The sequence below is a fragment of the Treponema sp. UBA7570 genome (assembly GCA_002477955.1).
Classification (GTDB): Bacteria; Spirochaetota; Spirochaetia; order Treponematales; family Treponemataceae; genus Treponema_D.
The window spans coordinates 30,923-53,210 of the sequence record DLLE01000061.1; the positions used below are offsets into that span (position 1 = coordinate 30,923).

The window sequence follows — 22,288 nt, forward strand, 5'->3', positions numbered from 1 at the left end:
TTAAAATTGCGCGATAATTGAAAAATCCTCGTGTTTTTTGTAATATGTGGGAATGGATTTATTAAAAAAACTTGATGAACTGGACAAACGTTTTGCAGAAATTAACGAAATGGTTCAAGATCCAGACCTTGTTAAAGATCAGAAAAAATACAAGGATGTTATGCGTGAACATGGACATTTGTCTGATGTGCTTGAAGTTGGAAACGAATATAGAAAATGTCTGTCCGGCATTGAAGATGCCAAAATGATGATTACAGCCGAAGATGATCCTGATATGAAGGAAATGGCCCGTGAAGAAATGAAAGAACTTGAAGAAAAAGTTCCAGTTCTTGAAGAACAGATTAAGCTCAAACTGATTCCGCCTGATCCTCTCGACGAAAAAAATATTATTTTGGAAATCCGCTCTGCTGCTGGTGGCGACGAGGCTTCGCTTTTTGTGCGCGATATGTGGGAAATGTACTGCCATCTCTGCGAAAGAAAAGGCTGGAAATACGAAAATCTTGAAGCACAGGAGACTGAAGTTGGCGGTTTTAACAAAATCGTAACTCAAATCCAGGGAAAGTTTGTTTTTGGAACTTTGCGCTGGGAATCTGGTGTTCACCGTGTTCAGCGTGTTCCGCAGACTGAATCTCAGGGACGGCTGCAGACTTCGACTGTTACGGTTGCGGTTTTGCCGGAAGCCGAAGAAGCTGACGTAAAAATCAATCCGGGGGATGTTCGCGTTGACGTTATGCGTGCGGGCGGTCCTGGAGGCCAATGTGTAAATACTACCGACTCTGCTGTTCGCCTTACTCATATTCCGACCGGAATTGTCGTAATTCAGCAGGATCAAAAATCGCAAATCAAAAACAAAGAAAAAGCGTGGGAAGTTTTGCGCGCTCGTCTTTTTGATTTTCAGCAGTCAAAACTCGATGCAGAACGCTCTGCTGCCCGCAAAAGTATGGTTGGAAACGGAGACCGCTCTGAAAAAATCAGAACGTACAATTATCCGCAGGATCGCGTAACTGACCACAGAATCAACTTGACTTTGCATAACCTGCCTTCGTTTATGATGGGAAATATGGACGAAATGCTCGATGCGCTGAACGTTTACGCAAAAGAAGAACAGTTCAAAGAGCTTGAAGCATAAAACGGAAATACAAGCTTGAATATTCTTGAGGCAAAAAAATACGGAAAGGAGCAGCTCAAAAACTCTCCTTCTCCCGACCTGGACATTTCTGTCCTTTTGCAGTTTGTTACAGGTTTTGACAGAACGCAGCTCCTTTTAAAACGGGATTGCAATCTGTCAAAAGAACAGGAATCAAACTTTTTAGATGCAGTTCAGCGGCGAAAAACGGGACTTCCGGTTGCCTATATTACCGGGCACAAGGAATTTTACGGTTACGATTTTTATGTAACGCCGGCAGTTTTGATTCCCAAACCAGACACTGAAATCCTCATTGAGCAGGCATTAAATTCGCTCGCGCTTTTTTATTCAAAAAACGAAAATAAAGACGGAAGTATAAAGAAAATTCCCGAAATCTGCGACATGTGCAGCGGAAGCGGCTGCGTTGGAATTTCTGTCCTCAAGGCGCTTTTAGAAAATGACGGAATTCAGGTAAACTGTCTGCCAAAAATGACATTTGTCGATATTTCGGCGGACGCTTTGGAAATTACCAAAAAAAATGCAGAAAGGCTTTTGGGCGAAGGCGAAAAACTAAGCAATACAGAAAACCTAACTTCTGCTCTTTCGCGAATCCGGCTCATTCAGTCCGATTTGTTTGAAAACGTACCTTTTTCTTTTGATTACATTTTGACAAATCCGCCTTACGTTCCTCATTCTGAGAGTCTCGAACTTTTAAAAGACGGCAGAAGCGAACCTTTGCTTGCTTTGGACGGAGATGTTTGCTCTGACGGAGAATATTCGGGAACAGAAGACGGCCTTTTTTTGATAAAAAGGCTTGTTCCCCAGTGTTTTGAGCATCTTGTCTGTGGCGGAACTCTGATAATGGAAACAGGAGAATACAATGCCGAACAGACCGCAAAACTTTTTGAAAAGACAGGTTTTAAAAACGTTCACATCGAAAAAGACCTTAACAACATGCTAAGAGATGTAATCGGAACAAAAACTCATAGCATTGCATAAAGAACTTCAATTTCTGCTTCCGTCAAAGTCCTGTATTCTCCGGGTTTTAAATTTTCGTCAAGAAAAAGTCCTGCCATTTTTATCCGCTTTAAAAAAACAACTTCGTTTCCAAGCGCACAAAAAATTCTTTTTACTTCGTGAAATTTTCCTTCTGTCAGGGTGATTTTACATTCATTTTCGTTTAACCAGTCGATTTTTGCTCCACAACTTTTTTGTTCGCCTGCTTTTTTTTCTGGCGGAAGAACTAGCCCAAACTCCGCTTTTTTAACGTAATCTTTTTGTTCAGAAGAGGAAACTGGATTTTTAAGACCAACAAGATAAGTTTTTTCAATTTTGTTTTGAGGACGCGTCAAAAAGTCAGAAAGTTTGCCGTCATTTGTAAAAAGCAAAAGTCCTTCCGTGTCTGCGTCAAGCCTGCCAATAGAATGAAGATTTGCGCCATTTTCGTCAGTCAAAATCTCTTTTGGAAAAACCTCATAAACAGTTTGCCGTCTGTCGCTCACCGTAGAGCAGACAACCCCAGACTTTTTGTTCATGAGAAAATAAAATTTAATTTTCGGAATATGTTTTTTACGCATAATAAAACCTTGAATTGCAGGGACGTAATTTTATGTCAAAGATTTTACGCAAAAAAGCTCTATGCCTTCACCAGTAAATTTTTGTTTTACAGCGTTTACAACGGCTTTGACCATGGATAAATCCTTGTCGTCAATATACGAAATCAAAAGAAAATTTGTTTCTGGCCAAGTTGAATTTCCAAGTTTATAACTATTTTTTCCACGCCCAGTCACAAGTGGCACGATTGTATATTGTATATCAGAAATTTTTTCTTCAAGCAAAACCGTTATTTCTTCCTGAACCGACTGATTGGCAATTATTTCACAGCGAATCATGCAAAGCTCCTAAATTAGTGCGCCAAGGATGGCGCAAAAACGTAAAGAGAGAAAATTCTGTTTGCCTTTTGGTGAACAGATTTTTCTCGTAAAAACAAAATTGCAAGGATGCAATTTTGTTTTTATTTTTCACCCGTCAAAATCACTTCGATCCGGCTTTTTTCGCGCTTTTTTTCTTTCATTATAAGTGAATACAAAACCGGTATAAAGAAAAGCGTTACAAAAGTTGACGATGTAAGTCCTCCTACAACAGCGACTGCTATAGGCTGAACCATAGCCGCGCTTCCTTCTGTCGCAAAGCACATTGGGATCATTCCAAGAATTGTTGTTAAAGTTGTCATCAATACTGGACGCAGACGGCTTACTCCAGCTTCGAGGCACGCATCTTTCATTTTTCGTCCGCGGTCTATAAGCAAGTTCGTGTAGTCAACCAAAATAATTCCATTGTTTACTACAATTCCAACAAGCATAATGATTCCAACTGCGCTTGTCATGCTGAACGCCTGCCCCGCAAATTTAAATATGAATACGACTCCAATTATCAGGAATGGAATTGTCGTCAAATTGATTATCGGCGCTTTAAAACTTTCGTAAGTTCCTGCCATTACGCCAAATACAAGAAGAATCGCCATTATTCCTATCAAAAGATATGTTCTTCCCTGATCTTTTGTGTCTTTCCATGCTCCCTCGTAAACAACAGAAACTCCTTCTGGAATAATAAAACTTTCTGCAATTCCATCTTTTATTTCCTGAACAATTTCTGTCGAATTTCGGTCTGTTTTTTTGTCAGCAGTCACAGTAACTCGCCGTGTCTGATTTTCGCGTCTGATTGTTACAGGACCAAGACCTTTTTTTACTTCCGCAAAATTTGCAACGCTTACCATGCCGTTTGTGCCTTTTACGTAAATCTGTTCAAGGTTTGCGGTAGATTTTCTGTCATCTGGCTCGTAAAGAAGAATCATATCATACTCCTTGCCGTTTTCGCGGTAAGTAGTCGCCGTAACACCATTTACTGCGTAATTTATTTCTTTTGCAACCGTCGTCACATCAACTCCAAAAGAATAAGCGCGCTGTCTGTCAATTACAACCTGAATTTCTGGAAGTCCGCGATCCGTATCTATTGAAACTTCTCCAATATCATCAATTTTTTCCATTACTTCGCGGATTTGAGAGGCAACATTCATCGCCTTGTCCAAATCGTCGGAACGCACACGGATTTTAAATTCAGAACCAGTCATCTGCCGTCCAAATCCCTGGCTAAAAGTAAATCTTGCGCCCGGATATGAATTAAAGTATTTTCTGAGTTTAGTCTGCACTGTATCGGAAGTATCAATTTGTTTGCTAGAATCCTCCGGCAAATTGATTTGAATTGAACCTTTGTTTGTGCTTGAATTTCGGCCTGTTCCAATCGAAGTGATTACAGTCGTATAGCCCTGAATTTCTTTTTCAACAATTTTTTCAAAATCTCTTAAAACAGCTGTGGTTTCAGAGAGCGGAGTTCCGTTTGCAAGTGTCAAATTCATCGTCACGCTCGAATCAGTTCCGTTGTTCATCATGTTGACTTTTAATGTTGGAATCAAAATAAACGACATCAAAAGCGCGCAAATACAGACAAAAACAGTCAAAGCTCTGTGCTCAAGAGCAGATTTCAAGCCTTTTCTGTACGCTTTTGTAACAACTGTCATTGGAATTTCTAAGATTTCGTAGAATTTAGCAAGCGGCTTAAACCGAATCGGCTTTTCTGCCCTGTTTGTAAGAGGCAAAAATACACCTGCAAGAACTGGAACCAAAAACACTGCAACAAAAAGAGAAGAAACAAGAGCAATTACAACGGTAAAAATAATTCCCTTGAACATTTGTCCCATCATTCCAAGCTCTTTTATAAAGAAGATAAATGGCAAAAACACGCAGATTGTAGTAAGGTTTCCAGAAGTTACACTCATGAGCATTTCTTGCGAACCTAAGACAGCGGCAATCTTCGGTTTTGCGCCACGGCTTCTGTAAACATAGATATTTTCAATCATTACGATTGATGCGTCTACAATCATTCCAACGCCCAAAATCAAACCGGTCAAAGTCATCATGTTAAGCGTTATTCCGGCAAAATTCATTGCTAAAAGAGTGATTATAATTGAAAGAGGAATTGAAATTGCAATTATTAAGGTTGATTTTCCGGATTTCAAGAACAAAAACAGAATCAAAACTGCAAGTACAAGTCCTGAATATGCCGAATCCAAAAGCGTCGCAATTGTATCGTTAATTGATTCTGAGTCATCAGAAATTACATCGAGGATTACATCGCTTGGCATAATATCTTGAATTTCTGCAATTTTTTCGCGAGTCGCCTTCGCAACAGTAACAGTATTTTTTCCAGACTGTTTTGTAACAGAAACGTAAATGCCCGGAAGTCCGTTAATGTAAACTTCGCTTGACTTGTCTTTGTAACCCATGTAAACGTTTGCAAGATCGCTCAGCCGCACAACATAATTGTTTTTTGCCGTTATTATAGTGCCAGCAACTTCTTCTACGCTGGAAAATTCTCCTGTAGTTCTGATAGTGTAATCTGTTTCGCCTTCGTTGATTTTTCCGCCGCCAAGTTCAAGATTCTGTTTAGAAAGAGCAGCCGAAAGATTTGCCATCGTAAGCCCATAAGCAGAAAGCCTGTTTTGAGAAACATCAACTCTCAGAATTTTTTCACGTCCGCCGGAAACACTCGCTTCTGCAACTCCGTCAACCTGCTCAAGAAGATCGACAATCTGGTCTTCGGCGATTATTTTTAAGTCGTCGTTTGAACGGTTCCCGCGGACTGCAATTCTCATAATCGGCATTGAATCCGCATTCATTTTAAAAATCGAAGGAGAACTCGCATTATCCGGAAGATTTCGCGTTACGCGGCTTATTTTGTCGCGAATGTCGTTCGTAACACTTTCCAAATCTGTTCCGTAGTTAAATTCAAGGCTGATTGAAGAAGATCCTTCGGAAGATGTGGAAGTAAGAGATTTTAATCCGCTCAAAGAAACTAATTGCCCTTCCAAAACTTTCGTAACCGTTTTTTCGACAGATTCCGGACCTGCATTTTTATAAGTCGTACGAACATTTATATAAGGAGAGTCAACATCCGGCATCAAACTTACAGCAACGTTTTTAAGAGTAAAAATTCCGATTGTTCCAAGCAGAGCAAAAACGATTAACGTTAAAACAGGATGCTCAAGAGTTTTTTTTGAAATAGACATAAGTTCCTCGCTTTTTTTTCGCAGCCATCAGTTCTTTTTTGTCGGGCTGGAAATATCCAATATTTTTGAACCGTCGCCCAAGCTCGTCATTCCCTGTATAACAACTTTATCGCCTTCTTTTACGCCGCTTAAAATCTGAACATATCCGTCAACGGTTTTTCCTTTTTCGACTTTTACTTTAGAAACGGTTTCGCCGCCACCAGAAGAATTTACAATATACGCAAAAAAGTCATCTCCGTTTTGAACAAGCGCATCCGACGGCATTACGACCGCCCCTGAATAATCTTCCGTGTAAAGTTTTACTTTTGCAAACATTCCGGCATTTATGCGTTCATCGTGGCGGTCAAAAGTCAAAATAACCTCTTTCGTTCGTGTTGTTGCATCGACAACAGGTGAAACTCTGCTCACTGTTGCCGCAAAAATCACGCCAGGATATGCCTCGACAGAAACTTCAGCCTTCAGCCCCTTTTTTAAAACCGCAACATAACGCTCCGGCACATTTGCCGTAACCTGAAGATTGTTGATGTCGCCGATTATCGCAATTGCCGTGCTCGTAGTAACTTTTTTGCCGTTTTTGAGAGGAGTCGAAATCACGCTTCCAGAAATCGGCGCGTAAACTGGACTTGAACGGTAATTTGTTCCCGGCTCGCTCGGATCAACATAGGCGATTATGTCGTTTTTCTTTACGCTAGAACCAAGCATTACAGAAGTCGAAATTACTTTTCCGCCCATATCCGGATAAACCGAAACCGAATTTTGGCTTTCAACCTCTCCATTCGTATTTACATAGCCGTGAAGTGTTGTAATTTCTGCCGTCATTGTCCGCACAGAAACAACGGCACTATTTCCGCCTCGTCCGCCTCTTCCATCAAAACCAGCAGGTTTTCCAGAAGATTTTCCGATAGTTTTTGCATAAACTGCCGTCAAAACGACTGCAAGAACCGCAACAGCGGCAACAATAAACGATTTTCGTATTTTCATTTTGTCAAGCTCCCGAAATCAGCACCGATTGTGCTTTCTAATTTCATTATAGTTTTTGCAAGAGTCAAAATCTCGCTGTTAAGAGAAACCTTTGCCTGTAAAAGCGTATTATTTGAATTCTGCAGGGAAAGCAAATCCTTTGTTCCGCGATTGTACGCTTCGCTCGTCATAGAATAATTTTTTTCGGCAAGCTCAACATTCGCCTGCTTGTATTTTATTGCTTCCTGGCTCTGCTTTATTGAACGCAGGCTTGAATTTATCGTCCGGATAAAATTTTTTCTTTCGTTATCAATCTGAAGCTCAAGATCAGAAACCTTATCCTTTGCGCTGTCGATCGCATTGTTTTTTTGCGACCACGGCAAAACTCCATCCAAAGGAATTGACGCGCTCAAACTAACCGAAGCCGTTTTTTTAGGATCAGGAGCATCATCTTTTCCAATATACCAAGAAGAATCTCTCCAGGACAAATTTGCATTCAAAGACGGCGCAAAAGCCGAAAAACGCTTGTCCATTACAGAAACTTTTGCGCTTTCGAGCTGAGACTCAAGGGTTTGAAGAGCTGCCGAAGTTACATTTTTTTCTTCAACCGTAATTTCGCCCAAATAAAGATAATCGTCCAAAGAACCTGTAAATTCAATTTCATCTGCAACCGCAAGTCCCAAAATCTGCTTAAAATTATCGAGGTCGTTGATATAAGCCGTGTAAGCGTTTTCAACCGTCGGAATTTTCGACTTATAGTTTACTTCCGCGCTCAAAGCGTCAACTTCGCTCAACCTGCCGGCATTGTATTTTTGAAGATTGCTTTCGTACTGCTGCTTTGCAATTCTTAAATTTTCTTCCTGAAGTCCAATATTTTCCTTTTCGTACAAAAGTCCGTAATAAGACTGGCGGACAGAAAGTTCAATCTGCCTGACAGCCTCATCAAAACTGATTTTGCTCTGCTCAAAAGAAAGCTGCGCGCTCTTCATCGAAGTAAAAAGATTTGCCGAAAGCGAAACAGAAACGCTCGCATTAACGCCAAAACTCGCATTGTAGTCAGAAGACTGGTCGCCACCCGTCAAAAAATCAACCGGAACTGCCGAACTTGCGCCAACAGCCACACTCGGACTCACAGAATTCCAGCTGTCCTTTTTTGCGCGCAAAGCCGCATCAAGAGTAATTTTCTGCCTTTTTATCGAAACATTTTTTTCTTTTGCAATTTTAACCGCGTCTTCCACCGAAAGAACATATTTTTTAGAATTTTCCGCCGCATAAACATTTGCCGCAAGCAACATTCCGGCAAAAATAACTGTCTTAAAAACCGTCTTTTTCATCAAAAGCCATTCCTGTTTTATATTTTTGGGCCATTTTTGCTTTCGCAAAAACCAGGCTTTCCGTACTTCCGCGCCTTTGCGCTCCATTCCTGCGTTGCACTCCGGAACGCCTCCGGCGGTACTACAATCCCTTGTCCGCAAGGACAAGGCCGTTCGCTTTAGCGAACACGTCGATAATCGAGTTTTGCGCCAGAAAAATCTCGCAGCGTGCTTGCCACGCACAAATCCCTTGTCCGCTTTTTGTCATTATCGGGCTTGACCCGATAATCCGTTGAAAATTTTCATTAGACTGCTAACCGAGTTTGCTATGCAAACATCGCATTGCCAAGAACTGCAATGGCAACCTTGTTAAGTTAGTAAGCCGTTTTTTCAAAAACTCGACATTCGCCCTTATAAATCATTTTTATTTTTCTATTATAATCTTTTATTTCCAGTTTTTTCATTAGAAAATGTAAAATCAAAAATAAGAAAACGCTTATTTTTATTAAATTTTTCAGTTCAAAAAAAAGTATTTTTTAACATTTTGTAGTAACTTTATAATGACTGAAAATTGTGATATTATCTAAACAAACTTGCCTGTATTCAGATACATAAAAATCTGATGGGAGATGTTTTATGGCATTCGACATCATTACTAACAGCACGGAATTTGACAAAGATATTCTGTTAAATCAGTTTTTTGCCACATTTGGAGAAAATTATACCCAGCAGGAAAAAGACTTGTTTACACAAGCATGGAACTTTCTCTGCGAAAAAACATCTGCTCTAACACGTTCCTGCGGAAAACCATATCATCTGCATCCAATGCGCGTCGCTTCAATTCTGGCAGAATCAAAAATGGACGGAGAATGTATTGTCTGCGGTCTTTTGCATTCAATTTTTGAAATTCCAGACATAACAACAAAAGAAGTCGAAGACAAATTCGGAACAGTCATCGAAAGAATTGTTTATGACACTTCAAGAATCACTGGCATGAAAATCAATGCAAGCTCAATCCAGCAAGCGGACAATATCCGAAAAATGCTCTTTGCAATGATTGACGATGTTCGCGTAATCCTCGTAAAACTTGCCGACCGTCTTGACCGCATGCGCCACCTAAAATCTATCGAAGAAAAAAAACAGCGCCTTGTTGCGGCTGAGGTAATCGACATTTGGGCACCGCTTGCCGACCGTCTTGGTATGCAAACTATGAAAAACGAGCTTGAAGATTTAAGCCTAAAATATTCAAACCCGGACGTTTTTCAGCAAATTAAGGCGATTGTAAATCAAAAACAAGGAGAACGCGCCTCTTACCTCGACAAAGCAGTTCAATCAATCTACAAGGCCTCTGAAAAAGCAGGAATAAAAGTGACTGTTTCGAGCCGGGCAAAACATTTTTATTCAATCTACAAAAAAATGCAAAAACGCAACGTTCCGGCAGCCCAGCTCTACGACCTTCTTGCACTGCGTGTAATCTGCCAGACAAATGCAGAATGTTACACTTTGATTGGAATTGTCCACGGACTATGGAAACCAATGGAAGGACGTTTTAAAGATTACATTGCCATGCCAAAGGCAAACGGCTATCAGTCGCTCCATACAACTGTCATGTGCGAAGGCCGGCCTCTCGAAATCCAAATCCGTACTAAAGAAATGCATGAACAAGCAGAACACGGTGTTGCGAGCCACTGGCTTTACAAAAAAGGCACAAATCACGACAAAGTCGATATAAGCAATCTCGGAATTTTCAATCAATTGCAGACTCTCAAAAATGAAAAACTCTCGGACGAAAGTTTTTTTGCTGAATTAAAAGGAGAACTGCTTTCTGACGAAATTTTCGTATTCACTCCAAAAGGCGATGTCATTCATCTTCCAGCTGGAAGCAACGCAATTGACTTTGCATACTGCGTACATTCAAAAATTGGAGAAAAAATTGTAGGCGCAAAGGCAGATGGAAAAATAATTCCTCTCACACAGCCGCTCAAAAACACACAGATTATCGAAATTATTACAAATCCGCAGGCTCACCCAACAGAAAGCCAGTTAAAATCTGTACACACGTCAAAAGCCCGCTCCAGAATCCACAGCTGGCTTGTAACAAACGATCCTACTTTTGTGGACAAGGCGGCAGAAGCTCAGAGAGCAGCAGATTTAGCGGCAAATAACGAAAGAGCGCGCTCAATCCAGGAAGAAAAAAAGAAAAAACGTTCCGTAAATCCGAAATTTGCAGAAAAAAAGATTGATGAACGTTACACTGGCGAAGTAAAAGTCGATGGAATGAAAAACGTATTCTACAGACTTGCAGGCTGCTGCCGTCCAAAACCGGGCGATGTAATCGTAGGATACTCAAGCACCCGCAACGGAATCATGGTTCACAGGGCAGACTGTCTTACCTTCCAACGAATCGAAAACATTGAGCACAGAATGGTCGATGTTTCATGGGCTGTAAGGGAACTGCCTCAAAAAAAAGTGTAAATCTGCAAAAAAATCCCCTGCATCGAGTTTTTTAATAATGCTCTGGCAGGGCTTAATTTTACAAAACTTTTAGCGTCCTGTATAACGCATCTGGCCTTCAACAAAATCCGGATTTTTTGTGCGGATTATTGTTCCAACAGAAATTTTTGCTTTTGTATAAATCGCACAGTCGTGGTCTGGATTTACCCAGTCAAGGATTGTGCCGTTTTTTGGATTTACAAAAATGTAGTCGTTTCCGCACAGTTTTTCTGACAGAATATCCGGGCTTACAAGTTCCAAATCAGTTCCTTTGTCCGTTTTGTTGAGAGACTCGTAAAGATAAAGCCTGTATCCGTCAATTTTTTTAACAGAGTGAACAACTTTTTCCGGATGCTCTTCAAGGTCTTTTTCTACAGCGGAGCGCATGCGCGGATCCATTTCTTCAAGTTCTTTCTGGCGTGCTTTTTCGAGTTCTTCGCCATTTTTAAAGACTTTTTCCAAGTCGCTTCCGGTAATTTCTTCAATAATAGAACCTGCCATATCATAAGGGCTGTCGCTTGCTCCAACTGTAGTCTCGTCAGCATGAGCACGGCTGTAATAAAAACCAGTTGTACTTTCGCGGTGAGGAACTTCTTTTAAACTTGAAATAAAAGGAGCCGCTTCTTCAGCAGAAATTCTTCCTTCGAGGGCATCGAGCGCTTTTCGGTAAGCACGTGTAACCATCGAAACGTAATAAATCGACTTCATTCGTCCTTCAACCTTGATTGCATCGACTCCGGCCTTTTTCATATCAGCAAGATGATCAATCATGCACAAGTCTTTTGAAGAAAGAACTGCTGTAAAGTCGTCGCCTTCAAAAACAGGAAAATATTCTCCCGGACGTTTATGTTCCTGAAGAACAAGGTTTCCGCTCTGGGCAAGAGCTTTTGCCTGAGACTGAGTTAATTTTGTCTGAGTTCCATCTGCGCAAGAAAAAGAAGAGACAGCTTCGAGAAGATTTACAGTTTTTCCGTCAGAAAGGCGGAATTCAGGATTTTTAATGCCAACGTCAAAATCCCAGCGGCAGGACTGCGAACAAAAGCCCGACTGCGCGCTGCGGCCTGTAAGATAGGCGCTCATAAGACAACGCCCAGAATATGCAATACACATTGCGCCGTGAGCAAAACATTCAAGCTCAACATCAGGATTTGCATCTTTGATTTCACGAATTTCGTTCAAACTTGTTTCGCGTCCGAGAACAACTCTTTTAAAGCCGATTCTATTGTACATTTTTACGGCTTCTTTATTCATGCAGCTGGCTTGAGTTGAAAGATGAAGATGTGCTTTTGGAAAATTCTTTTGCAAAATGTCAACCATTCCCAAATCTTGCACGATAAATGCATCTATCGGATACTGCTTAAAATAATCAAGGTTGTCCAAAAAAGCTTTTATGTCCTGATTATGAAAAGCAATATTCAATGCGCAAAAAAGTCTTTTTCCAGGAAAGCGTTTTTTTAATTCAATTACGCGGTTGTATTCGTCTTCGTAAAAATTGTCGGCTTTTACTCGCAATGAAAATTTTTTAAGTCCAATGTAAGCCGTGTCTGCTCCGTAATTATACGCATAAGACAATTTTTCGATATTTCCAGCAGGGCAAACCAATTCCATCGTTATAAACCTTCCTTAATTTTTTGTACTGTAAAAAGCCGTCCGATTTTTTCAACGGCAAGATGCGATTCTTCAAAATATTCATCCGCAAGCTGAAACATTGCCGGCATATTTTTCCAGACATCCAAAGTGCATTTTCCGCCTGCCTCAAGAAGAATTCTTTCCATTCGTTCAGCGTCATCAAGCAAAAACTCATTTTCTCCCATTTGAATATAAACAGGAGGAAAAAAACGAAGCTGCTCTTTTGTAGCGCGAAGCGGAGAAACAAAAGGAATGTTCCGGTTATTTTGGAAAGTGTACATTTCTGCGGCACGGAACATTGATTCTGCTGTATAAAGCTCATCGCAAACTTTTTTTTCTGTAAACTTTTTAGAATCAGCCCCAAGATCAAGCCAAGGACTAAAAAGAACGATTTTTGAAATCGAAGAGCGGAGTTTTTCAGAAAGGCTCAAAACAAGACCAAGCGCAATCGAAGCGCCGGAACCGTCAGCCATTATAATTATTTCTGATTTTGAATCGTCGGGATTTTTTGAATTATCGTATTCAAGTGAATTTGCAACAAGCTCTTCAGTATAAATCGTCTTAAAAACATTTTGAACATCTTCAAGAGAAGCAGGATAAGCGTGGGTCGGAGCAAGCCGAAATTCCGGGACAACAGCACGGGCGCTTGCAGCAGAAGCAAGAGAAGCGGCAAAATTACGGTAAGCCTGCTTTGAACCGCCGACAAAGCATCCGCCGTGAATATAAAGAATTATCCGTTTTGTAATGTAAATTTCCGGCAAAAAAAAATCGCAGCTAACTCCGCCATAAGAACGTTCTGAACATTCAACGTTGTTTGGCAAGATTGAATTTGTAAAAACTGAATCAAATTTCGCTCTAAACGATTTTACATCAGACTTTAACGAGAAAAATAAATTTTTCAGTTTTTTTAATGCGGCTTTACGATTTCCGGAAAGATTCATAATAGAATAGCACAATAGCATAATATTAAAAATTTTGCTACAGTTAAAGCTATGCCAATAAAAATTCAAAGCGACTTGCCGGCACGCACAGTGCTAGAAAACGAAAATATCTTTGTAATGACGGAAAACCGAGCCGCCGCACAGGATATTCGTCCTCTAAAAATAGCAATCGTCAATTTAATGCCGACAAAAGAAACAACAGAAACACAGCTTTTACGGCTTTTGGGAAACACTCCTCTTCAAATAGACATTTCGCTTGTCAGAATGGAAAATCATGCTGCAAGTCATGTAAGTTTAGAGCATCTTGAAAAATTCTACATTCCGTCGAGCGACATTTTTAAAAACAAGTACGACGGTCTTATAATTACTGGCGCACCTGTCGAACAAATGCCGTTTGAAGATGTCGATTACTGGAATGAGCTTTGCGACATCATGGACTATGCAAAAAAGAACGTCTTCAGCACGCTTTACATCTGCTGGGGAGCGCAGGCAGGACTTTATCATAATTACGGCATAAAAAAAGTTCAGCTCGAAAAAAAAGCATTTGGCATAATTCCAAACCACAAAGTTACAGAAAATGACCCTCTCTTGCGCGGATTTGATGATATTTTTCCAGTTCCGACAAGCCGCCATACAACTGTCAGCCGAAATTCAATCTTAAAAGTAAAAGATTTGACCGTTTTAGCAGAAAACCAGGAAAACGAAATTACTCTCTGCAAAAGTTCAGACAACCGCTCGATCTTTATGATGGGACATCTTGAATATGACACAGAAACCCTTTCAAAAGAATACTGGCGCGACAAAAACAAAGGACTACCGATAGAAATTCCTTTAAATTATTTTCCAAAAAACAATCCTGAACAAAAGCCTTACAACATTTGGAGAAGCACAGCGCATTTATTTTTCAGCAACTGGCTAAACTATTACGTTTACCAAGACACGCCATACGATCTCGAAAAAATTTAGCATTACCAAAACTTTGTCATTAAAAAAACTGCAACTTTCGGCCTTTAAAAGGAGAGTTGCGGCAAAGAAGTCTGGCTGCTATTTTTCTACATGAATCCAGGTTAATTCGTGTTTATTGTAATGAAGGTGGACAACCCGGCTATTTGGAATATCGGCAAACTTTTTTACAAGCTCCCAGTCGATTTCGCCTTGCATTTTTATCGTGCAAATCATATTTTTTGTGCGGCCGCTTTCCAGCCAAAGACTTATCCATTCTAAAAGACGCTCAGGATAGCAAATTACATCGCTAAAAACCCAATCAAGTTTTTGACAGTCAAGTTCTGCGCAAACCTCTTCCGGTTTTAAAGTAAAAGCATCGTGTGCCAAAAATTTTACGTGGGAATCTTCCATAAGGGAAGGAACAAGTTCGGCCCGGTCAACAGCAAAAACGTCCGCTCCAAGACCGCGCAAAACCCAAGTCCAGCCGCCAGGACAGGCGCCAGCTTCAAAGCATTTTGAGTTTTTTCCGGGAAGCTCAGCTCCAAAAAAATGATGGGTCAGTGTCAGACTTTCCTGGATTTTAAGATATGCACGGCTCGGAGGATTTTCGTGATCTTCTACAAAATTTATAAGTCCGGCAGGAATTGAGCTCGAAGTTACAGCTCCTGCAAAAATCGTCTTTTCGTCAATTAAAGTGTAAAGGCCCATTGGCGACTTTGGGATTTCGAGAGAAAAATGTTTTTCGCCGTTTTCTTCATCAACCTTAAAAAAATTCTTGTTCTTTAAATTGATGTAAGGAAGCTTTTCTTGAATTAAAGCTCCGCGTCTAAAAAATTGATACTGATAAGGCGCCCAATTCCTCTGAATTTCTTTTAGAGCGCGAGATGCTTCTCCTATTGATTCAAAACGAAGCAAAAACGGCTCTGTCAGGGCAACGCTCGCCCAATACGGCAAATCTCCGTTTTTTGCAGATTTAGTTTCTGGTCTGGAATCCACGCAAAAATCAGGACAATAAAGCAAATCGCCAAACCACTGGCAGTTTTTGCTGGCAAAAGCAGAACCCGAAATTGTCGCGGCAGAAAGAATTTTTCCATAATTAAAACGTCTGGAAAGTTCAGAAGCAAGGAGATTTTTACATTCAGGAAACGCAAGAAAAGCAGTTCCTTCTAATTTTGTTATACAAACTGGCATGTGTCACCTTGAGGCATTATTCCATCGAATTTTTCAACCATTTCTTCTTTTTGACGCTGCAAAATATAAGATTGCAACGCTTCAGAATCCAAAGAATGAAGAAAAAGGAATCCAGCTTCGGAAGAACCGTCGTCTTTTTGATTGAACCACTGCGGATGGCACATTAAAACTAGGGCATCTTTGCCAGCGCGAGAAAGCCGAAAATGAATTTCGTAATCATTTTCCATATTGATTGAAACAGGCGCGTCATAATGAATTTTACAGCCACTCAAACTAATATCTTCGAGAGCGCCTGCAACAGGAGAAATCTCAGTACATTCGGCACGTCCAAAATCATTAAAGCGGATATTTTTTCGAAAATTTAAATCCATGTTTGTAAGATTATGAACAATAAAAAAATTAAGGTCAAGGAATGTTTTTTTATAAGCCAAAAATGTTCTTTTTGTAAAAAAAACTTACGCCGGGCTGCAGCAGCGCGAAGCGTTAAAAAAGCGGATTATGAAAATAATTCGCTTTTTTAATGGAGCGAAAAGCGGAACTGCGAAAGACCGGTTTGACAGTTCAATGCCGTCCAAATTTTTATTATTTTTATTCTTTTACGCACAAAACTTTTCGTGTTTCGTCAATTCCAGGACCAACAACGCGCACAAAATAAAGTCCGCGCGCTACTGGTTTTGAGGCGTTGTTTGTTCCGTTCCAGCGGTAATAATGTGTTCCGGAGTCTACGCGTCCGTGATTTAGGCGTTTTACAATGTTTCCGTCGACAGTCATGACAAAAACATTGAGATTTCCGCCTTCCGGCACATTTACCTCCAGCACGGTCTGCTCCCGCGCGTTTACGTTTATCACGTTGTTTAGAATTGTAACACCACCGCGCTGCTGCTTTATGTTTTTTATCTTGAACGACCACAAATCGACAAATGAAAAATCGCCGGCATTTATTTTTTCAAGCGGCATTTTGAGCGCATAAAGAGGAACAAGAGGAGAAGGATTTGCCGAACCGCCTGTAAAATCGTCTGCGTCGTTGTCGAGCAAAATGTCGTTTCCGTCCCCGTCTGTAAATTTGAACAAAAATTGAATCTCGTCTCCGCTATTAAAATCGTAATCTTCGTTTTTGAGAGTGTAATTCCACAAAATTCCGTTGCCGCCGTCCGCACTTTCCGGAAAATTTTCGCTCATAACAGAAGAATTCGGCTGAGTTGCAACTGCCTTTAGCGAAGTTGGAAGCCAAACCCGCCAGTCTGTTCCAAGCAAAAGGTTTATTTTGTCGCTTATCATTTCTGAAGAAAGGGCTGATTTTTTTGAAGGCACGAGTAAAAATCTTCTGTCAGATTCCATTTCGCCGTTTATTTTTATCTGGAGAGTAATATCGCGCTGTTCGAGAAGCGCATCGTAAATTCCTTGTTCCGCCGAAAAATCGTGAACAGTGTAGCCGCTAGAAACAGAAGCCTGATTTTGGCCGTAAATGCCTTTTTTGTTCCAGTCGTCATTGTCTTTTGAGTCTGCATAGGCATAAAGAACGTCCAGCGCGTTTACTGCAAAATCGCTCAGAGCGTGTCCTGAATTTTCAGTCATGTAGTTTCCTAAAAAGTCGTGGATTTTTGTGTCTGCGACAGCAAGCCCAAGTCCATCTTCAACTTTTTGCGAATTATAGCCAACATTTCTGAGCCAAAGGTTTTCTACGTCTAAAAGATTTATTGTTTTTTCGAGGGTGAACAAAAGCGCCGTGTATTCGTCCGAAGAAGAAACATATTCTGCTTTTGTAATTGCGTTTTCTTCGGCGGAACTTCCTGCGGAAGAACCTTTTTTTACCAAAATAAAACTTTCTGCAATCTGCGACAATGCTTCGTTCAACTCCGCTTCGCTCAAATTTTTGAAAAATGTGTTTTCGTTTCCAAAAGCCAGCTGTTTTGAAAAAATCGCATAAATTTTATTTTCGCCAATCGGGGCAAGAGTCATGACAATTGAAGGAGGAGTTACATCGAGAGATATAAATTTTGTTTTTTGCGTGTATGAACCTGAAAGAAGATTGCCGGCAAGATCCGTTATGTAACTGTCTTGAGGAGCGTAATAAAGTTCAAAAGTTGCCCGAAGAGCGAGTTTTTTGTCTTTCAAAGGAAGACGAATATAAAGTCCGTCGGCTTGAGTTTTTATATGCTGTTCTTTAAAAATATTTCCGTAAACGACAGGAGAAATGTCGGTTTCGCCTTCAAACGAAAATTCTCCTGTTTCGGCTTCGGTTCCAGAATTGTCAGATTTTTTTATTTTGTAAGAGAAATTTGAATTTGCATTTTTAAGAGAGCAAAGCCTTATTCCGCCAAAAGTTTTTGAATTTGCAAAACTGTCGTCCGGACGCGCACCGCCACGATTTTCTGGCAATTTTCCGTCTTCGTTCCAGCCTTTTCTTGTCCGCCACCACGAATTCCATTTTTGAGCCTGAGTTTTGTCGTTGTCGAAAAAATGCACTTCGATAAATTTTAAAGTCGTGTCCGAAGCCGTGTTTGAAGTTCCCAAAATTTCGTACGAATCCTGTTCTTCTCCCAAAGCCCAGCTGTTCCATGAAGTTTCAGACTTTATTACTGGAGCAACAACAGGACAAAGAACGTCCCATTCACCGTAAAGAGAGTCAGTTTTAGAAACGTCTTTTTCTCCGTCTGACGGATAGTTATTTATTGTCAAAACCTGCAGCTTGTGGTTTGTTTCCGTACCTTTTGAATCAATTCTGTTGCCAAAAAGATCGCTTATTGCGGAATTTTCGAGAGAATGAACAATTCCTGTTGGGGTTTCTGCTTTTTGAATGCAACCCGGCCAATAAAGATATTCGCCGTTAAAAGAAGGATTCAGGATGTCGGTAAAACTTACAGTTCCGTTCGTCCACCCGGCAATGCTCAAACGAACGCGATGAGTCTGAATGCTGTCTTCTTCTCCGGCTTTTGTGCTAAAAAGACGGTAAAGCGCATGAGGCGAATCTGAGTCATCTTTCGAAAAAGCGAGCAATTTTCCGTTTTCAATTGAAGCAAAACCATTGACGATAAGCCCGTTGCCATTTTCGTCTTGAGTTCCGCTTCCTGTAGTTTTGCCAAAATTTTCGGTTGCACGGATATTAGAATCTCCGCCTTCGCTCCGTAAAATTGTGCCATCGTCAAAAGCAATGTTCACCGCTTCCGAATATCTAAATTCAATAAAATTGTGAGAATCGTAAGACTTTTGCTCCGAGGCTTTTCCGTTCGTGTGAAGCTCCTGTCCAGTGTAAACTGCAATCAAAACAGGACTTGCCCGGTCTTCCGTCAGAGTATACCGCTCTGGCACAGAACCATCTTTGCTTCCAGCTCCGTAATTTTCGCACATTGTGTGTCCGTCAGCAGAAGTAAAAATTCCTTCCAAAAAACTCAAATCCGTCGTTAAATTTTTATGAACGCCTTTTCGGTCTGTAGAATCAACCAGAGATTTTAAAGCCGAACTGCACGCCAAAGTTCCAGTCGCATCTGTATTCCATGAATTTTGACCTTTTAAATAAAAACTGCTCACATCTCCGTCTGCGGCCGTCAATTTTTCTGCACAATCAGAATCAGAATAAACACCTTCAAAATTTTCTGAACCGTTAGAATATTTGAGTCCTGCAATATTTTCTGCAATTTCGCCATTCGAGTTTTCAAGCGGCAAGTCAAATTCAACAAAAATTACATCGTCGTAAACCGAGTATGCTTTTTTAATTTTTGGAACGGCAAACTGAACATTTGAATTCTGCAAACCGTTCTCGCAATTTTGAGAATCCGCTCCTGCCGCAAGCCATCCGCCTTTGACCGTTGTTTTCGTTATTTTTGAATTGAATGCAACCGCATAAGGAATTCCCCATTGATTTTTTGTAACAGTGGAACTTGAATTGAACTGCGGATTTGATGCGGAATTGTCCGGAATTTTTAATTCAAGACCTTCTATATCAAGTCCATTTGCATAAAAATTTTTTGAAACTTCAAAAATTGCGCCATTTACAGAAAGCTCCGCCCCGATTCCGCTTTCTTTATATTTAAAAATTGATGAATCTGTATCGTCCCAAAAATATGCAAACCGCGAATTTTCTTCCGCAGAAAAACGAGAGTCATTTTTAGAATAATTTTTTCCAAAAGCGGCAAAATTGCCAGTTTTGAGAGTTTTTCCGCTTGCAACGGTCAATTTGCCGGAATAAAAGAAAACGTCTTTAGCCTCGAGTTCTGACTTTAATTCAAAAGAATTTTCCAACGAGCCGTCCGAAAAATCTAAAACCAAAGCAGTTTCATTTAATTCAATTCTGCCATTTTTGCACTGCCAGTTTCCAGAAATTCCAGTATTTTCCGAAAGGATTTTTACTCCGCCAGCACAATTAAAAACTTGCTCGCCAGAAGAAATATAATCAGCACAAAAAAGTTCCGCAGAATCCGCAGTCAACGAAAGAGCGCCGGCAACGTCAAAACCAGAAAATACAACGCCAGAAACATTTGCGCCATCAGCCCAGGCCTTTATTTCAAGCCCAGACCGAGCCGTAACCTTCCCAGAATATTTTTGATTTCCAACAGAAAAAACTTTTTGAACAGGCTCTGCGCTCGAAAAAATTGCATTTTCTAAAACAATGATTGCTCCGAGCGGCGTTGTGCTGCCGACATTCCCTGCAACTTCGAGTGTTTTTGTTATTTCTAGTTCTAAAAATCCGTCAATGGAACTTTTGCAAAATGCGCTGGCGTCTATTTTTAATTTTTTATTCTCTGAACTCAAGCCTCCTTTTACATAAACTGCTTTTTTGTCCGTCAAAACAGCATCGGAAGCCGCAAAAACGGATTTTTCATAAAACTGACCGCAAACAATTTCTTCAAAAGTTTTTGTTTCCGTCGTCGTCACATCTCCATTCAATTTTACAGGACATTTCGCGTTCAAAGTTTTACATTCTGCGCCGCCAGAAAGAACACAACCGTCAGAATCACCGTTTATCACGGCATTTCCAACCTTAAGCAAAGCGACAGTTCCATTAAAATCATTCTGACCAAAAAAACTTAAATCTCCGCAGTTTTTTATATTCACCTCATCAGAAAAAATATTTTTTTCAGCAAAAACCAAATTTCCGCAGTTTTCAACATTCACCGCGCCCAAAAAAACATTCTCCGCTCCAAAACTAAAATCTCCACTCGTTTCAACAAAGACTTCTTTTAAAACCTTGATTTTCTGTGAAGTTTTACCGCGGCCTGTAATTTTTAAATTTTCGTATTCAAAATAATCAGCGCCGCTTCCATTCCAAACAAAATCCGAAAAATCTCCATAATATTCAACAGTGCTGTCCGAACCGTTGATCATTTTTGCCGAAATTATCTGACCTTCGCCCTTTAACCGCAAAGTTCCGTTATTTGTAAAATTTTCTGCGCAAGTTACACTAAAATTTTGCAAATCAATTGCCGCGTCTTTATTTACAGTAAGACTTTTTAAGTTAACGTCTTTTTCGAGCGTCAAAATATAAGGAGAACTTAAGCTAGAGTTTCCCTTTGCAACGACAATTTCGCTTTTTACGTCATCGAACGAAGGAAAAACAGAAGCCGAATAATTTCCCTCTTCGTCGTAAGCCCAGTTTGACGAATTTGCCCAGTTTGAGTCAGATTTTCCAAGCCAAAAATATTTGTGCGAAAACCAGGTTTCAGAAGTCGGGCTGTCCGGCACAGAATCGTTGACAGTTTTGTCCGAAGGAATCAATCCGAGAAGCTTTTCTTCCGATGAGCCGACAGAAACTACAGAAACAGACTTATCGATTATTGAATATTTAAAGTTTTCTGAAACCGGATTTTCCGAAAAAACCGCATACCACTTCTCTTCACTAGAAGAATCCAATACAGAAAGAGCAACTGTATTTTCAGAGTTTGAACCTTTCAGCTCCATAGAAGAAAATGATTGATATGAACCATTTTTAAATTTTACAGTTGATGCAAGAGTTTCCGCCTTAACAAAAAACTTTTTGCTAAAAGTATTGTTTCCGTAAAACTCAACAATTCCGCAATTTTCAAGGTTTACAGTATTTTTAAAACCGTTTTTTTCGATAAAAATTAAATTCCCGCAGTTTTTTGCAATTACAAGATTGTCAAAAGTATTTGCCCCCTTAAAAATCAACTCGCTGCAATTTTCAAGTTTTACTTCTCCAGAAAAAACATTGTCTCCATAAATTTCTGCATTTCCGCTCACATAAAGTCCGAAAGCGCCGTTCAAGCCGCCGTAAAAAAATGTTTTTCCGCTATTTTTAGTATTAACGCTGATTATTCCAGAAGAATTAGACAGGCTTACCTTAACAGGAGAAGTTTCGCTTCCAAAAAAAATGCTGCCGGACTCAGAAGAAAGATTCGTCCACCATCCGATTTTTACGCTGTCTTTACTGCCATTAAAATGAATATCGTTTTTCGCATAAACATAAATACTTGAGTTCAAAACCGCATTTGAATTAAAAACAATGTCTTTTGCCGCAGAAACACTTGAGTTCAAAACCGCATTTCCGTTAAAAACCAAATTGTTCACATCTGTCACAAAACCGCCAATTTCAATTTCGCAAGCCGTTGCT

At 40.2% G+C, this 22,288-nt stretch carries 14 protein-coding genes; 4 read left to right on the forward strand and 10 right to left on the reverse strand.

Translation table 11 applies throughout. From position 1 onward, the window contains the following. The first annotated feature begins 52 nt into the window (after window positions 1-52). Both prfA and prmC read left to right on the forward strand, forming a co-directional pair. Entirely contained in the window at window positions 53-1,129 is a 1,077-nt protein-coding gene (gene prfA, locus B4N75_RS08110) for a peptide chain release factor 1 (RefSeq protein WP_296023092.1), read from the forward strand. Window positions 1,130-1,144: 15 nt separating this feature from the next. Beyond that, on the forward strand, window positions 1,145-2,125 hold the full coding sequence (gene prmC, locus B4N75_RS08115) for a peptide chain release factor N(5)-glutamine methyltransferase (RefSeq protein ID WP_296668740.1): 981 nt from the start codon (window positions 1,145-1,147) through the stop codon (window positions 2,123-2,125). On the opposite strand, the gene B4N75_RS08120 is transcribed toward prmC, so the two are convergent. From B4N75_RS08120 to B4N75_RS08140, 5 genes are all read right to left on the reverse strand, one after another. Then, window positions 2,110-2,661 (reverse strand): pseudouridine synthase, encoded by a 552-nt coding sequence (locus B4N75_RS08120; protein WP_296023083.1) that lies wholly within the window; start codon window positions 2,659-2,661, stop codon window positions 2,110-2,112. The two genes, prmC and B4N75_RS08120, sit on opposite strands and share 16 nt — an antisense overlap. 72 nt (window positions 2,662-2,733) lie before the next feature. Next, window positions 2,734-3,018, reverse strand: coding sequence for a PG0541 family transporter-associated protein (locus B4N75_RS08125; RefSeq protein ID WP_296023080.1), 285 nt, complete (start codon window positions 3,016-3,018; stop codon window positions 2,734-2,736). 122 nt (window positions 3,019-3,140) lie between these two features. Continuing rightward, window positions 3,141-6,251: an efflux RND transporter permease subunit gene (locus B4N75_RS08130; RefSeq protein WP_296023078.1), complete on the reverse strand. Its 3,111-nt coding sequence runs from the start codon at window positions 6,249-6,251 to the stop codon at window positions 3,141-3,143. A 27-nt stretch (window positions 6,252-6,278) separates the two neighbouring features. Beyond that, window positions 6,279-7,232, reverse strand: a complete 954-nt coding sequence (locus B4N75_RS08135; RefSeq protein WP_296023074.1) for an efflux RND transporter periplasmic adaptor subunit — start codon at window positions 7,230-7,232, stop codon at window positions 6,279-6,281. Further along, window positions 7,229-8,632, reverse strand: a complete 1,404-nt coding sequence (locus tag B4N75_RS08140) for a TolC family protein (protein ID WP_296707103.1) — start codon at window positions 8,630-8,632, stop codon at window positions 7,229-7,231. The genes B4N75_RS08135 and B4N75_RS08140 overlap by 4 nt, the downstream gene beginning before the upstream one ends. Window positions 8,633-9,160: 528 nt before the next feature. On the opposite strand from B4N75_RS08140, the gene B4N75_RS08145 reads away from it, so the two are divergent. Next, a complete protein-coding gene (locus B4N75_RS08145) occupies window positions 9,161-10,999 on the forward strand; it encodes a RelA/SpoT family protein (RefSeq protein ID WP_296668734.1) in 1,839 nt (612 codons plus the stop codon). 69 nt (window positions 11,000-11,068) lie between these two features. On the opposite strand, the gene B4N75_RS08150 is transcribed toward B4N75_RS08145, so the two are convergent. Together B4N75_RS08150 and B4N75_RS08155 are read right to left on the reverse strand one after the other, a co-directional pair. Further along, window positions 11,069-12,625 (reverse strand): peptidase U32 family protein, encoded by a 1,557-nt coding sequence (locus B4N75_RS08150; RefSeq protein WP_296707105.1) that lies wholly within the window; start codon window positions 12,623-12,625, stop codon window positions 11,069-11,071. Between the two features lie 2 nt (window positions 12,626-12,627). After that, window positions 12,628-13,587 carry an alpha/beta hydrolase fold domain-containing protein gene (locus B4N75_RS08155; protein ID WP_296023064.1) on the reverse strand — a complete coding sequence of 320 codons (960 nt, stop codon included), beginning with the start codon at window positions 13,585-13,587 and terminating at the stop codon, window positions 12,628-12,630. Window positions 13,588-13,638: 51 nt separating this feature from the next. On the opposite strand from B4N75_RS08155, the gene metA reads away from it, so the two are divergent. Next, window positions 13,639-14,553, forward strand: a complete 915-nt coding sequence (gene metA / locus B4N75_RS08160) for a homoserine O-acetyltransferase MetA (protein WP_296668727.1) — start codon at window positions 13,639-13,641, stop codon at window positions 14,551-14,553. Between the two features lie 78 nt (window positions 14,554-14,631). Here metA and B4N75_RS08165 read toward each other — a convergent pair whose 3' ends face one another. The 3 genes from B4N75_RS08165 to B4N75_RS08175 form a co-directional block, all read right to left on the reverse strand. Next, window positions 14,632-15,723, reverse strand: a complete 1,092-nt coding sequence (locus tag B4N75_RS08165; RefSeq protein WP_296707107.1) for an SAM-dependent methyltransferase — start codon at window positions 15,721-15,723, stop codon at window positions 14,632-14,634. Continuing rightward, entirely contained in the window at window positions 15,708-16,154 is a 447-nt protein-coding gene (locus B4N75_RS08170; RefSeq protein WP_296023055.1) for a PilZ domain-containing protein, read from the reverse strand. The genes B4N75_RS08165 and B4N75_RS08170 overlap by 16 nt, the downstream gene beginning before the upstream one ends. Window positions 16,155-16,311: 157 nt before the next feature. After that, window positions 16,312-22,254 (reverse strand): hypothetical protein, encoded by a 5,943-nt coding sequence (locus B4N75_RS08175; RefSeq protein WP_296707109.1) that lies wholly within the window; start codon window positions 22,252-22,254, stop codon window positions 16,312-16,314. Window positions 22,255-22,288: the final 34 nt, after the last annotated feature.

What these genes read in the sequence shown, in the direction of transcription:
- B4N75_RS08145 (WP_296668734.1), top strand. Translation starts at nt 9,161, where the DNA reads ATGGCATTCGACATCATTACTAACAGCACGGAATTTGACAAAGATATT.
- B4N75_RS08150 (WP_296707105.1), bottom strand. Translation starts at nt 12,625, where the DNA reads ATGGAATTGGTTTGCCCTGCTGGAAATATCGAAAAATTGTCTTATGCG.
- B4N75_RS08140 (WP_296707103.1), bottom strand. Translation starts at nt 8,632, where the DNA reads ATGGAGCGCAAAGGCGCGGAAGTACGGAAAGCCTGGTTTTTGCGAAAG.
- B4N75_RS08165 (WP_296707107.1), bottom strand. Translation starts at nt 15,723, where the DNA reads ATGCCAGTTTGTATAACAAAATTAGAAGGAACTGCTTTTCTTGCGTTT.
- B4N75_RS08135 (WP_296023074.1), bottom strand. Translation starts at nt 7,232, where the DNA reads ATGAAAATACGAAAATCGTTTATTGTTGCCGCTGTTGCGGTTCTTGCA.
- metA (WP_296668727.1), top strand. Translation starts at nt 13,639, where the DNA reads ATGCCAATAAAAATTCAAAGCGACTTGCCGGCACGCACAGTGCTAGAA.
- B4N75_RS08120 (WP_296023083.1), bottom strand. Translation starts at nt 2,661, where the DNA reads ATGAACAAAAAGTCTGGGGTTGTCTGCTCTACGGTGAGCGACAGACGG.
- B4N75_RS08155 (WP_296023064.1), bottom strand. Translation starts at nt 13,587, where the DNA reads ATGAATCTTTCCGGAAATCGTAAAGCCGCATTAAAAAAACTGAAAAAT.
- B4N75_RS08125 (WP_296023080.1), bottom strand. Translation starts at nt 3,018, where the DNA reads ATGATTCGCTGTGAAATAATTGCCAATCAGTCGGTTCAGGAAGAAATA.
- B4N75_RS08130 (WP_296023078.1), bottom strand. Translation starts at nt 6,251, where the DNA reads ATGTCTATTTCAAAAAAAACTCTTGAGCATCCTGTTTTAACGTTAATC.
- prfA (WP_296023092.1), top strand. Translation starts at nt 53, where the DNA reads ATGGATTTATTAAAAAAACTTGATGAACTGGACAAACGTTTTGCAGAA.